12 protein-coding genes are annotated in these 12,357 nt (G+C 61.5%); 5 read left to right on the forward strand and 7 right to left on the reverse strand.

The window, feature by feature from the left end; translation table 11 throughout:
- Positions 1 to 68 precede the first annotated feature (68 nt).
- The 7 genes from VGR99_RS36675 to VGR99_RS36705 form a co-directional block, all read right to left on the reverse strand.
- Entirely contained in the window at positions 69 to 869 is an 801-nt protein-coding gene (locus VGR99_RS36675; RefSeq protein ID WP_326904820.1) for a sensor histidine kinase, read from the reverse strand.
- A gap of 355 nt (positions 870 to 1,224) precedes the next feature.
- On the reverse strand, positions 1,225 to 1,473 hold the full coding sequence (locus VGR99_RS36680; protein ID WP_326904821.1) for a hypothetical protein: 249 nt from the start codon (positions 1,471 to 1,473) through the stop codon (positions 1,225 to 1,227).
- Positions 1,474 to 1,519: 46 nt separating this feature from the next.
- Positions 1,520 to 2,326: an outer membrane beta-barrel protein gene (locus tag VGR99_RS36685; RefSeq protein WP_326904822.1), complete on the reverse strand. Its 807-nt coding sequence runs from the start codon at positions 2,324 to 2,326 to the stop codon at positions 1,520 to 1,522.
- A 154-nt stretch (positions 2,327 to 2,480) separates the two neighbouring features.
- Positions 2,481 to 3,743 (reverse strand): arginine deiminase, encoded by a 1,263-nt coding sequence (gene arcA / locus VGR99_RS36690; protein WP_326904823.1) that lies wholly within the window; start codon positions 3,741 to 3,743, stop codon positions 2,481 to 2,483.
- Positions 3,744 to 3,768: 25 nt separating this feature from the next.
- Entirely contained in the window at positions 3,769 to 5,202 is a 1,434-nt protein-coding gene (locus tag VGR99_RS36695) for a basic amino acid/polyamine antiporter (RefSeq protein ID WP_326904824.1), read from the reverse strand.
- A 132-nt stretch (positions 5,203 to 5,334) separates the two neighbouring features.
- On the reverse strand, positions 5,335 to 8,400 hold the full coding sequence (locus VGR99_RS36700) for an efflux RND transporter permease subunit (RefSeq protein WP_326904825.1): 3,066 nt from the start codon (positions 8,398 to 8,400) through the stop codon (positions 5,335 to 5,337).
- On the reverse strand, positions 8,397 to 9,506 hold the full coding sequence (locus VGR99_RS36705; RefSeq protein WP_414645217.1) for an efflux RND transporter periplasmic adaptor subunit: 1,110 nt from the start codon (positions 9,504 to 9,506) through the stop codon (positions 8,397 to 8,399). The genes VGR99_RS36700 and VGR99_RS36705 overlap by 4 nt, the downstream gene beginning before the upstream one ends.
- Before the next feature lie 527 nt (positions 9,507 to 10,033).
- Here VGR99_RS36705 and VGR99_RS36710 point away from each other — a divergent pair.
- From VGR99_RS36710 to VGR99_RS36730, 5 genes are read left to right on the forward strand one after another with little or no spacing between them, the layout of a single operon-like run.
- On the forward strand, positions 10,034 to 10,501 hold the full coding sequence (locus tag VGR99_RS36710; RefSeq protein WP_326904827.1) for a Na+/H+ antiporter subunit E: 468 nt from the start codon (positions 10,034 to 10,036) through the stop codon (positions 10,499 to 10,501).
- Positions 10,494 to 10,784 (forward strand): monovalent cation/H+ antiporter complex subunit F, encoded by a 291-nt coding sequence (locus VGR99_RS36715; RefSeq protein ID WP_326904828.1) that lies wholly within the window; start codon positions 10,494 to 10,496, stop codon positions 10,782 to 10,784. Before VGR99_RS36710 ends, VGR99_RS36715 begins: the two co-directional genes overlap by 8 nt.
- Positions 10,781 to 11,074 (forward strand): monovalent cation/H(+) antiporter subunit G, encoded by a 294-nt coding sequence (locus VGR99_RS36720; protein ID WP_326904829.1) that lies wholly within the window; start codon positions 10,781 to 10,783, stop codon positions 11,072 to 11,074. The genes VGR99_RS36715 and VGR99_RS36720 overlap by 4 nt, the downstream gene beginning before the upstream one ends.
- Positions 11,071 to 12,015: an MnhB domain-containing protein gene (locus tag VGR99_RS36725; RefSeq protein ID WP_326904830.1), complete on the forward strand. Its 945-nt coding sequence runs from the start codon at positions 11,071 to 11,073 to the stop codon at positions 12,013 to 12,015. The genes VGR99_RS36720 and VGR99_RS36725 overlap by 4 nt, the downstream gene beginning before the upstream one ends.
- Positions 12,012 to 12,350 (forward strand): NADH-quinone oxidoreductase subunit K, encoded by a 339-nt coding sequence (locus VGR99_RS36730; protein WP_326904831.1) that lies wholly within the window; start codon positions 12,012 to 12,014, stop codon positions 12,348 to 12,350. Before VGR99_RS36725 ends, VGR99_RS36730 begins: the two co-directional genes overlap by 4 nt.
- Positions 12,351 to 12,357: the final 7 nt, after the last annotated feature.

Below are 12,357 nucleotides of genomic sequence, written 5' to 3' on the forward strand. Positions count from 1 at the left end.
TGGAGCCGTGGTCAGACGCAGCTTTGGCGTCGAATAGCTATCCCTCTGTCGGGCAGCCGCGTGGGTACTCACGATTGCAAGGAAGCTCGCCGCCTGCGCCTTTTTGTTTCATCGCGATGCGGGAACACCGCGCACAATGTTGTACCGCCGCGCCCCGCTTCCGGATTGGATTGAATCTCGAGCGAGCCACCGAGCTGCTTCAGTCTCGCCCTCATGGCCGGAATGCCAACTCCCATGGACGTAGCCCGATTGCTGTCCTTGGCTCGGCGGACCGGAAGGCCGCGGCCATTGTCGCTGATCGTCAAGCGGAACTGTCCGTCGGTCGCGATGACAACAATTTTCACCTCGGTCGCCTTGGCGTGGCGGAAAATGTTCGCGAGCCCCTCCTGAACAACCCGCAGCAGCGAGCGCTGGCCATCGTAGGACAGCCGATCAACCGTCCCATCGATATCGGTGCGGACACGCAACGCCGTTCGTGTTGCAAAGCCTTCGGCGTAGGATTCGATCGTCGCCTTCAATCCCTGCAGCATAGGGTTCTGGGGATGCAGCACATAGGTAAGCGAGCGTATCTCTTTAAGGGCCTGATCGATCGACGCATCGACGTCGTCGCAAATGTGCTCGAGCCCGTCGTTCGCACCAAGACAGCTGCGGATTCGCATCATGCCAAGGCTTGCAGCGACCAGATGTTGGCACGTCGAATCATGAAGCTCGGCTGCGATCCGCTGCTGGATGTCTTCCTGAATGTCAGCCAAGTTGACACTATCACCGGGATCAGCTGCCTCGTCGAGGCCATCCGGGACAATCAGCCGCTCCGCGATGCTGGGCCGCACCCGGGAGCTCGCAGCAGAACTGTATTTCACGGCACGCACCCAACTTTCCGGGCCGTTCCCGGCATCGGCTATCGGCGTCGATTACGAGAACTGCCCTCACGGTGGGGCCTCGCAGCTAAGAACGTCCGCAAGGGCCACCCTTAGGGGTTTGCCCCAGAGTATACCTCCGCATTTCTTCCACAACCACTGGGCTATATTCCATGCGCGCTAAACCACGCATAACTGACATGAATTTCAGCATATGGATATGCAGTTCGTGCCAGCGGACGGCCGGACCGGCGTGAAGCCCGACAACAATGATTAAAACTCTCGACAAGCCGCGCTTCGCATCCAACGGTCTTGAAGCAATCAACAGATGCCGAACGAGTTCGGCGCAAGCGAGCGATGGCCGCTGTCAGTTGCTACTGCCGCTCGCACTCTTTTTCTTCTTTCCTTTGGAAATCGGAGTGGGCTGGGGCTGCGGCGCGATCACGAGCGGATGAGATGGCACTCGAAGACGATTTGTCCTGATGTCGTCTCTGAGCGCATCAGTATCCAGGCGCTGACTTCGTTCGACGGCATCACGAGGTTCGGCGACTGCAACGATCGGCGCAATCGTTCCGAAAACCATTCCTGACAGCACGATCAGGCGTCTCGCAAGCATTCCTGAACTCTCACAATTCTTGGACTCTCTTGATTCCCGGGCTCTCTCAAAAGGCGAAGTCCAGTCGGGGACCGATCCGAAGATCCCTGTAATGCCGAAGCGGAACATTCGACGTCCGCAATTCGTACAATACGGTGGTGGTGAGCGAAACATTGCTGGCGAAATTGTACTTCAGCCCGACATCGGCGGAATAGAGCTGGTCTTGCCGTCCCGAGTTCAATCCGTCGGTGAACCAATAGGCTTCGAACAGCGGCGCGCTCACGATCGACCATCTGGAATCGAGTTTGACCTCGATGCCGAGGACAGCATCAAAGCGCCAGCGGCGCGCCTCCGCCAGATCCGAGAACCGATAGGTCAACAGCAACAGGGGGGACAGGGTCACATTATTGAGCTGGAAATCGCGAGCCACGGACCCCATCACGTCGTTGGAGGTGAAGGCGAGATCACGATAGACGCCGTCGAAATCGTAGCGGTTTTCGTAAATGGCCGAGAACCGCCAGCCGTTCCAGTTCTCGGTCAGCCGCCCCCCGAGGCGGGCGACAGCGAAGTTTCCGTCCTTCTCCTGCGCGAACGCTTCGTACTGCGAACGCGCATAGAGCCGATATGACAGGTCCCCTGTCAAATAACCGTCCAATCTGACGCTGACGTCAGGCTCGTAATAGGCGTCGGACCTGCGGACGTCGCGGCTGAACAACGCATTGTCGGTAAACGTTGGCAATACCGAGCCAACGACGCTCCAGGAGGGCAACGGGACGCTGCTTTCCCTCATCTCGGCGCGGTCGAGTTCAGCCGCCCACGCGCTGCCTGAGCTGAACATCGCGATCGCCGTCAGCACGGAAAACGAGCGTCGCATGGCCAACCCCATCGCTCTGCGAACACCACGACTTGTCCAAATTGGGCAGTAATTGTGGCGTGTTAATGTTCCTATTTTATATCCTTGGTTGTGCACACGGAGCGAAGCCGGCTTCGCCTCGTGTCGAAGCGAAAACACGAACTGGCCGGTGCGCCTAATAATCCACCGCGTCCCTGATGATCGGGCACGTCATGCAATGACCGCCGCCGCGACCACGCCCCAGCTCCGCCCCCGCAATGGTAATGACCTCGATTCCCTCCTTGCGCAGCAAGGTATTGGTGTAGGTGTTGCGGTCGTAGGCGAACACGACTCCGGGCGAAGCGCAGACGAGATTGGCACCGCTGTCCCATTGGGTGCGTTCGCGCATATAGGCATTGCCGCCCGTCTCGACGACACGCAGCTTCTTCAGACCCAGCGCTTCCCCGACGACATCCACGAACGGCTTGTCATCCTTGCGGAGCTCGACGCCTGCGGAGTTGTTCGCCGGCCGATAGGAGAACGCCGTGATGCCATAGACGATGTCCGGATAGAGCAGGACGCAATCGCGGTCGGCGAAGGTGAACACAGTATCCAGATGCATTGCCGCACGCAGCTTCGGCATCGCGGCTACGATGACACGCTCGGCCGCGTTCTTCTCGAACAGCGCCGCGGCAACCTGGCTGATGGCCTGCCGTGAGGTGCGTTCGCTCAAGCCGATCAGGACGTTGCCCTTCCCGATCGGCATCACGTCGCCGCCTTCGAACGTTGCAAGGCCGTGGTCCTTGGTCGGATCGCCCCACCAGACATTGACCTTGCCAGCGAAATCCGGATGGAATTTGTAGATGGCGGTCGCGAGGATCGGCTCTTCGTGTCGTGCCGGCCAGTACAGCGAATTCAGCGTGACTCCGCCGTAGATCCAGCAGGTCGTGTCCCGCGTATAGAGCGTATTGGGAAGCGGCGGCAGCAGGTATTCGGTCATGCCGGCCGCCTCGCGCACCAGCTTGAGCGCTTCCCCGCCATGAGCGTCGGGGAAGTCGTGGGTCGATACCCCGCCGATCAGCGTTTCCGCCAAATCGCGCGGCTTGAGACCCTCGAGATAGGAGCGCAGCTCATCGACCAGGCCCAGACCGACCTGATCGGGAACGACCTGGTTGTCGAGGATCCACTTCCTCGCCTCGGGAATCGCGACGGTCTCTGCGAGCAGATTGTGCATTTCGACGACATCGATGCCGCGATCGCGCATCTTCTGCACGAAGTCGAAATGGTCGCGCTTGGCATTTTCGACCCACAGCACGTCGTCGAACAGCAGCGTGTCGCAGTTGGAGGGCGTGAGGCGCTGATGGGCGCGGCCCGGCGAGCAGACCATCACCTTCCTCAGTTGGCCGACCTCCGAGTGGACCCCGAACGGGGCCGAGGAGTCCGAGGCGTGATTTGTCATGGCAGTTCTCCCGGAGGTCATCCGCTCAGATGGTGATGTAGCCCGTTGCCAATCCGTGGATTCCGACTGCAGCGGCGACGGCGACTGCGATGAAGATGCCCCACTCGATCGAGGTGAAGACCCTGGCCTTCTGCTCGAAGCGAGCCCACAGATACAGCACCGTACCGGGCGCGTAGAGAATGGCGGCCAACAGCAGGTATTTCATTCCAGCCGCATAGATCAGAAAAAGAGTGTAGACGACGGCGATGCCCGTGAAGATCAGGTCGCGTCTGCGTTGGTCCGGCTGCTTCTCATAGGTCTCGCCGCGCCTGACCAGTAGGAGTCCGTAGGCGGCAACCAGGAAAAACGGAATGAGGTTCATGACGCTGGTCAGATTGAGCATCAGCGCAAAGGCGTCCCGCGACCAATAGGTGCTGATGACGAAGAGCTGAACGACCACATTGGTCAGCCACAGCGCCGGCGCGGGAACCCTGTTCGCATTCTCGGTACCGAAAATGGCCGGCATGTCCCTGGTCCGGCCGGCCGCCGAAAGCACCTCGGCACAGATCAACGACCAGGCAAGATATGCCCCGAGCACTGAAATCAGAAGTCCGATGCTGACGAAGACGGCGCCCCAATGGCCGACCACCGCTTCGAGCACGGTTGCCATGGATGGTTGCCGCATCGCGGCGATTTCGGCCCGGGGAAGCACCGCATAGGGCAACATCGTGACGAGCACCATGAGGGTGGTCACGACGACAAAGCCCAAGATCGTCGCAGCGCCGACATCCGATCGCTCCCGTGCGTAGCGCGAATACACGCTGGCACCCTCGATCCCGAGAAAGACGAAGACGGTGACCAGCATGGTCGCGCGGATCTGATCGAACAGACTCGTGTCCGGCATGCCCTCCCCGCCCCAGAAATTTGCGCGGAACATGTCGGCCTTGAATGCAAAGATCAGAATGACGATGAAGATCAGGATCGGTACGATCTTGGCGATGGTGACGATCGTGTTGATCGCTGCAGCCTGCTGCACACCGCGCAGGATCATGAAGTGGAATAGCCAGATCCCGACCGACGCAACGATGATCGCGATGACCGTATTGCCGTCACCGAACACGGGAAAGAAGGCGCCCAGCGTCGACTTGATCAGGACCCAATAGGATACGTTGCCTATGCAGCTTCCGATCCAGTAGCCAAGCACGGACAGGAAACCGGGATAGTCGCCAAATCCCGCCTTCGCATAGGCATAAACACCGGCGTCGAGATCGGGCTTGCGCTCGGCCAGCAGCTGGAAGACGCGGGCCATTGTGTACATGCCCCCACCGGCGATGCACCAGGCGAAGATGGCGCCAAACGGGCCAGTGGCGATACCAAACGTTCTGGGTAGCGAGAAGATGCCCGAGCCGACCATTGAGCCGACCACCATCGCAGTCAGGGCGAACAGCGACAGTTTCTGAATGGATGGCGTCCCGGTCATGAGAAAACCTCGAACCGCAGCCGACCGGCACCCTGGCCGGGCAGCGTTCCTCGACACCATGCGCCGCGGGCAGGAACCACGACATCGGGTGGACTACCGAGCCCGTCGTGAGGAATTTCCCGCGTCCCGCAGCTAGGCGGGAGGCGATTCCGTTGGAGGCCGCCATTTTTCGTCGCGACCAAACCAGGTGACATACAGTGTCGGAAGGAAGATCAGGGTAAGAACGGTCGCAGCGAGCAATCCCCCCATGATCGCGAAGGCCATCGGCCCCCAAAACACTGTCGGCGCGATCGGGATCATTCCAAGAACAGTCGATATGGCGGTCAACATGATCGGCCGGAACCGGGAACTGCTGGCGTCCATCGCGGCCTCCCAGGGAGTCTTGCCCAACGCGCGTTCGGCATCGATCTGACCGATCAGAATCACCGCGTTCTTGCTGATCATGCCGAGGAGAGCAAGCACGCCGAGAATGGCGACGAAACCAAGCGGCCTGCCCGACAGCATCAATGCCGCGACAACTCCGATCAGGCCGAGTGGCGCGACACTAAGGACCATAAACAGCCTCGGAAAGCTCTGAAGCTGCACCATGAGGACCGTAAACATAGCGAACAGCATCACGGGCACCACAGCGAGCACGGACGCTTGTGACTTCTGACTCTCCTCCACCGTCCCGCCCACGACCACCTTATACGAAGGTGGAAGCGTCATTCTAAGGCCATCGATCCCTGCCGACAGCGACGTGACCACGCCCTCCGGCAACTTGCTGCCGCCGATGGCAGCCTGGACGGTCAAAGTCGGAACGCGATCGCGCCTCCAGATCAGGGGAAATTCCTGGTCATATTCAAAGGAGGCGAACTGGCCGAGAGGAACGGTCTTCCCGCCCGGCAGCGCCACTTGCAGATTACGCAAACCGTCCAGCGAGCCCCTCTGCTCATCGGTCGCGCGGGCCACGACGTTGACAAGGTAAATATCGTCGCGAACCTGGGTGACCGGCGTTCCCGTGATCACCGTGTTCAAGGCGGATGCAACCGCCTGCGAGCTGAGGCCGAGTAGACGCGCCTCGTTCTGGTCGACGCGAATGCGCACCTGTCGATCGGGCTCCATCCAGTCGAAATTGACCTGCTTGATATCAGGACTGGATGCAACGATCTGCCCGACCTTGAGCGCTATCTCTCTTACCCGCTCCACGTCTGGCCCGCTGACCCGGTACTGCACCGGCCATCCAACCGGTGGTCCAAGCTCGAGCGGAGAAACGAAAGCGATCGCCTTCGGGAATTCCTGCGCCAGCAGCTTTTCAAGCTTGGCATGCAGACGCTCTCGTGCGGCAACATCCTTGGCGACCAGCACGATCTGCGTGAAGAAATCGTTCGGCAGCTGCACGTTGAGGGGCAGGTAGAAGCGGATGGCACCACGGCCGACATAGGTGCTCCATTTCGCCACGTCAGGATCGGACGAGAGGACGGCATCCAGGCGCTTCGCAGCGGCTTCGCTCGCGTAGATTGACGCGTTTTGCGGCAGGCTGATATCCACCAGCAATTCCGGACGATCCGACGAGGGAAAGAACTGCCGCGGGATCAGCGGCATCACAAGGACCGAGGCGACGAAGAGCGCCGCCGAGAGCGCGATCGTCAGCCATCTGACCCGCATCGCGGATATCAGAAACTTCCGGTATAGGCCGAAGATCCGTCCCGGATCTGTCGTGCTGCTCTGCCTGGGCGGAACGAGGATCGCAGCGCCAAGCAGCGGCGTGAAAATCACCGCAACGAGCCACGACACCAGCAGGGCAATCGTGACCACGGCGAAAAGCGAGAACGTGTATTCGCCGGCCGAGCTCGCCGCGAAGCCGACCGGGATGAAGCCCGCGATCGTCACCAGCGTACCGGCGAGCATCGCCATCGCGTGAGTTCGATAAGCGAAGGTTGCCGCTTCGACCTTGCTCGCTCCCTCCGCCAGCTTGGCCAGCGTGGCATCCGTCGTCGTCATCGCATCGTCAACCAGCAGCGCAAGCGCGATGATCAGGGCCCCGAGCGATATGCGTTGCATGTCGATGCCGAGAAGCCCCATGACAGGAAAGACGATCGCCAGCGTGAGCGGTATGGCAAGGGCGATGATCAGGCCGGGCCGCACGCCGAGGCTGATGAAGCTGACCGCCATGATGATCGCGATCGCCTGGATCAGCGAGACCATGAATTCACGGATGGCCAGGTCGACCACGACAGGCTGGTCGGCAACCAGGATCGGCTCGATTCCGATCGGGAGCTCCGCGGTGATCTGCTTCATCGCCCTTCTGATATTGGCCCCGAGCGCCAAAATATCGCCGCCATCCCGCATGGCGATTGCAAGTCCGATTGCGGGATGCCCGTTAACTCGAAACATCGGCTTGGGCGGGTCGGTGTAGCCGCGCCGCACCTGCGCAATATCGCTCAGGCGAAGCATCCGGCCGCCCGCCGAGAAATTGATATTGGCAATGTCCTGCTCGGACTGAAAGCTGCCCGATACGCGAATCGAAATGCTTTCGGAACTCGTCTGTATCGCTCCCGCCGGACGCACGACATTTTGGGATTGGAGCGCGGCAATGAGGGCCGACCTGTCGATTCCGAGGGCCGCAAGCTCCTTCGTGGAGAACTCGACGAAGATCACCTCGTCCTGCTCGCCCAAAAGTTCGATCTTCGACACATCAGGCACGAGAAGCAGCCTCGAGCGAATATCCTCAACCCGATCGCGCAGCTCGCGCTGGCTGAAGCCATCGCTGGTGAAGCCGTATATGATGCCGAACGTGTCTCCGAATTCGTCGTTGAACCCCGGTCCGATCACGCCGGCGGGCAGCGTATGCCGCATGTCGCCAATTGACTTGCGCACATGATACCAGGTGTCTGCGACCTCCTTCGCGTTGGCACTCCCCTTGAGGTTCACGAAGACAGTCGAGACGCCGGCCCTCGTGAAACTGCGCAGGAAATCGAGATGCGGCGTTTCCTGCAGGTGCCGCTCGAGGCGCTCCGTCACCTGCTTCATCGTCTCTTCCACAGTTGCGCCGGGCCAGGCAGCCTGAACAACCATTGTCTTGATGATGAAGGCGGGATCTTCGTTGCGACCCAGCCGAAAGTAGGAGAGTACACCCGCGATCACCGCGACGATCATCATATAGACGACCAGCGACCGGTGTCTGAGCGCCCAGTCGGAAAGGTTGAATCCGCTCATTGGCCTGATCCGAGAACCCGTACCTTCTGCCCCGGATGCAGCGCCTGGACTCCCGCGGTGACCACCACCTCACCGGTGTCGAGGCCCTGCGAAATCACTGCCTGGGCTTCGTCGAAGCGCAGCACGTCCACATTGCGCACGGCGACCGTACTGGTGGCCGGATCGACGATCCAAACAGCGGGGCGTTGGTTCATCCTGGTCAGGGCGGAGGACGGAACATCGATCATCGGGCCTGCTCGCGTGCTCACGCGTCCGACAACCGTTGCGCCAAGGCGCATCGCTGGCGGCGGATCGGTCAGACCGACCCTGACCTCAAATGTCCGGGTCACGGCGCTGGCCTGCGCAGCAACTTCCCGAATGCGCCCCTTCGCGCTTATCGCCCGATCATCCGCGAGGCTGACCTCGACTTCCGGATCGGCAGACGCCGATCTGATCAATTGAGAGGGGACATCGAAGACGGCATCGCGGCCGTCCTGCCGCGCGATCCGTGCTATCATCTGCCCGACCTGAACCACTTCGCCAGCCCCTGGCCCGGTAGCGGTGATCACGCCGGGGGCATCGGCCTTCAGTTCAGTGAAGCCGACGAGATCATGTGCGGCGCTCAACTGCGCTTCAGCCGCCTCGACCTGGGATTGCGCTGTTTGTTGCGCCTGGGTCGCGGCGTCGAAATTGGCGCGTGTTGTCCATCCCTGCGCCAGCAGAGTCTCCTGACGGTCGAAATGATTGCGTGCCTGCGTCAGTTGCCCCTGCGCCGCGGCGAGAGCCGCCTGTGCCTGCCGAAGCGTATTCAATTCGTTCTGGGACTCCAATCGCGCCAGCAGCTGGCCTGCCGTGACCCGGTCGCCAATCTTGGCGTCGTTGTTCAACAGCCGCCCGGATATGCGGAAGGACGCGTTCACTTCGTCTTCGGCTTCGATGCGTCCCGAGAATGTTAGCGGCGTCTCGATCTTTCGCTTTTCCACGGTCGTCGTCCGCACAATTCGCGGTGCAGGCGGATCATTCGTTGCTTCCTCCCTTCCGCAGCCCGCCAGCATCGGCAGCGATGACGTCGCGAGCGTCAAAGTCACGAACGTGGCAATGTATCGGGGCGTGCGGCGGCTGCGCATGAACATGATCTCTTCCGTTCCGGGAGTGAGACGTTGCGGGGCAGATCGTCCTTCCTGGTTGCGGTATCCCAGATGTCGCCGTGCCGATTTTTGCCAAACGGGTCCGCTGCCGACATCGGTAAATCTACTCGATGCAAGCGGATGAAAATAGTGGTTTGCCGATGTCCGCGCCTCGGGAGATTCCCAGGACCTGATCAGGCAATCACCCGATATCGCCGCCTGCGCCAAGAACCGATGATCCAATCATCAGGTGAAGCACACCGCGCGCAGCAATGTCGCCGCGGGCGACTTGCGCTTGGCCTGATCGGCGTCATCGATCCCAGGTGTCGCGGCTAACGCGGCTCCGATCTGCCTTGCTGCCGCCAAATCGATATCTGGCACGCCTGGCCGGTATGTCTGCTTCCGGCAAGGGCGCGTCGTCGAGGCACCGTAAGGTTCGACAATGCAGATCGGGGCCGAACGAGGAAGCCGACATGACAAGAGCTTCAATTGGTGGGGACGGGCGCGCGGCCGTCGCGGACGGACGATTGTGGCCGATCGCGACGTTCCGGGCGGTATTGTTCCTCTGCCTCTGGCTCATCCTATCCGGCGCCAATCCTGGCGATGTTCCGGCCGCAGCGGTCGCAGTCGCGGCAGCAACATGGACAAGCCTGCGCCTCCTCGCACCGAACAACTCGCGGCGGTCGCTCCCGGCGCTCGCCCGCCTGGCGTTGCTTTTCCTGTATCACTCCGTCGTCGCCGGAATAGACGTCGCGGGACGCGCGCTGAATCCGCGGCTGCCGCTCCATCCGGGATTGATCGCCTATCCCACCGGTCTTTCACGCGGCGTGCGCCGGAACGTGTTCACCACACTCACCAGCCTGTTGCCGGGTACGGTGCCTGCCGGCGAGGAGGATGGACAGATCATATATCATTGCCTCGACGTGACGCAGCCGGTCGTTGCCGATCTTGCCGCCGAAGAAGCGGCGCTGGTTCGAGCCCTCTACAATGACTGAATTCCTGACCGCCGCAGTCGGCCTGATCCTCGCGCTTCTCGGGCTTGGGCTGGTGTCGATATTGCGCGGTCCGGGCGATGCCGACCGGATGATGGCGGCACAATTGATCGGCACCGCGGGCATCGCCGTGTTGCTTCTTCTCGGCACCATAACCGGCGTTCCGGCGGCTATCGACGTGGCGTTGATCCTCGCATTGCTCGCCACTTTCGCCTCCATCGCGTTCGTCAAGAAGGGGCTTTCCCGCCTCGAGGCCGATTATGCCGGTTCACCGGAGGACCAATGAACATCGCCGGCGATATCCTGACGATTGTCGGCGTGTCGGCGGGCGCGTTCTTCTTTTTCGCCGGCACCGTCGGCCTGCTTCGCTTCCCCGATACTCTGACCCGCCTGCACGCGCTGACCAAGGCCGACAACCTCGGCCTCGGCTTCGTGGTGCTCGGGTTGCTCCCGCAGGCAGCAAGTCTGCGCGACGGGTTGAAGTTGATCAGCATCTGGATGTTCGCACTCCTTGCGGGCGCCACGGTCTCCCAATTGATTGCACGCGCGGCACGCCAAGGCGGATCAGGCAGATGAGCATCGCAACGGTCTTCGAGATCGGTCTCGCCGCCGTGGTGCTGGGCCTTGCTGTCTGGACCATCGCCGTGCCGGAAACCTATTCTGCAACGGTCGGATTCGTCGCCTATGGTCTTCTGGTTGCGCTGATATGGGTTCGTCTCGATGCGGTCGACGTCGCCCTGACCGAGGCGGCTATTGGTGGAGGCCTGGGAGGTGTCCTGCTGTTGAGCGCGACCGCGCGGTTGCGCGATGGCGAGGCGATGGCAACCGAGCGAGCCGGCCGGATCGTGCATCTGGGCGCCGCGATATTATCTGCTGCGATCACGGTGACATTGGCCCTCGCGATCCTGCTGCTGCCTGATCCGGCACCGACACTCGCGCCGGCCGTCGTCGCGAATGCCGGAGCGACCGGAATGGCCAACCCGGTCACCAACGTGCTGATGGCCTTTCGCGGACTAGACACGATGCTGGAGAAGGTCGTGCTCCTGATGGCGATTGTCGGTGTCTGGTCCCTCGCGTCGGAACAAGCCTGGGGCGGCCGTCCCGGACCGCGGCACGAGGCCGATCCAAACGGCGTCCTCACGTTCCTCGCCCGGCTATTGCCTCCGGCCGGGATCGTCATCGGAATTTATATCCTTTGGGCAGGCGCGGATGAACCCGGCGGAGCATTCCAGGGCGGCGCAGTTCTGGCATCCATGTGGCTGCTGGTCATGATGGCCGGGCTGGCGGATACGCCACCTGTGAGCAGCCGGCGGCTGCGGCTCGTCCTGGTCGCCGGGCCCGGCTTGTTTCTTGCCGTGGGCATCGGTGGGCTCTGCTTCGCGCCGGCGTTCCTTGCCTATCCGGTTGCGTTTGCCAAGCCTCTGATCCTGGGCATCGAGGTCGCGATGATCCTGACGATTGCCGCCACTCTCGCCCTCCTGCTCGCCGGCGTACCGGAAAGGGGAGCGTCGCAATGAGTGCCGTTACGGTATTCGGCCTGTGCGCGGCTGCAGCGGTCGGACTTGGACTCTACGGTCTGATCACCCACCCGCAACCGCTTCGCAAGATCGTCGCGTTCAATGTGCTCGGGAATGGCGTGTTTCTCCTGTTCGGCGTCGTCGGACGGAGAGGTGCTGCGGCGGGCGTTGGTAACGATCCAGTGCCACAGGCCCTGGTGATCACGGGAATAGTGGTTGCCTTTTCCGCAACGGCGTTGGCGATCGCCTTGCTGCTCCGGTGGTTCAACATCGCCGCCACGACGGCCGACGACCGCGCGACGGAGCATCTGCGCTCTGATCCGTCCGGTGGCTGATGCCATC

This window comes from Bradyrhizobium sp., from assembly GCF_035935975.1.
GTDB lineage: Bacteria > Pseudomonadota > Alphaproteobacteria > Rhizobiales > Xanthobacteraceae > Bradyrhizobium.

What these genes read in the sequence shown, in the direction of transcription:
- VGR99_RS36680 (WP_326904821.1), bottom strand. Translation starts at nt 1,473, where the DNA reads ATGCTTGCGAGACGCCTGATCGTGCTGTCAGGAATGGTTTTCGGAACG.
- VGR99_RS36685 (WP_326904822.1), bottom strand. Translation starts at nt 2,326, where the DNA reads ATGCGACGCTCGTTTTCCGTGCTGACGGCGATCGCGATGTTCAGCTCA.
- arcA (WP_326904823.1), bottom strand. Translation starts at nt 3,743, where the DNA reads ATGACAAATCACGCCTCGGACTCCTCGGCCCCGTTCGGGGTCCACTCG.
- VGR99_RS36695 (WP_326904824.1), bottom strand. Translation starts at nt 5,202, where the DNA reads ATGACCGGGACGCCATCCATTCAGAAACTGTCGCTGTTCGCCCTGACT.
- VGR99_RS36700 (WP_326904825.1), bottom strand. Translation starts at nt 8,400, where the DNA reads ATGAGCGGATTCAACCTTTCCGACTGGGCGCTCAGACACCGGTCGCTG.
- VGR99_RS36705 (WP_414645217.1), bottom strand. Translation starts at nt 9,506, where the DNA reads ATGCGCAGCCGCCGCACGCCCCGATACATTGCCACGTTCGTGACTTTG.
- VGR99_RS36715 (WP_326904828.1), top strand. Translation starts at nt 10,494, where the DNA reads ATGACTGAATTCCTGACCGCCGCAGTCGGCCTGATCCTCGCGCTTCTC.
- VGR99_RS36720 (WP_326904829.1), top strand. Translation starts at nt 10,781, where the DNA reads ATGAACATCGCCGGCGATATCCTGACGATTGTCGGCGTGTCGGCGGGC.
- VGR99_RS36725 (WP_326904830.1), top strand. Translation starts at nt 11,071, where the DNA reads ATGAGCATCGCAACGGTCTTCGAGATCGGTCTCGCCGCCGTGGTGCTG.
- VGR99_RS36730 (WP_326904831.1), top strand. Translation starts at nt 12,012, where the DNA reads ATGAGTGCCGTTACGGTATTCGGCCTGTGCGCGGCTGCAGCGGTCGGA.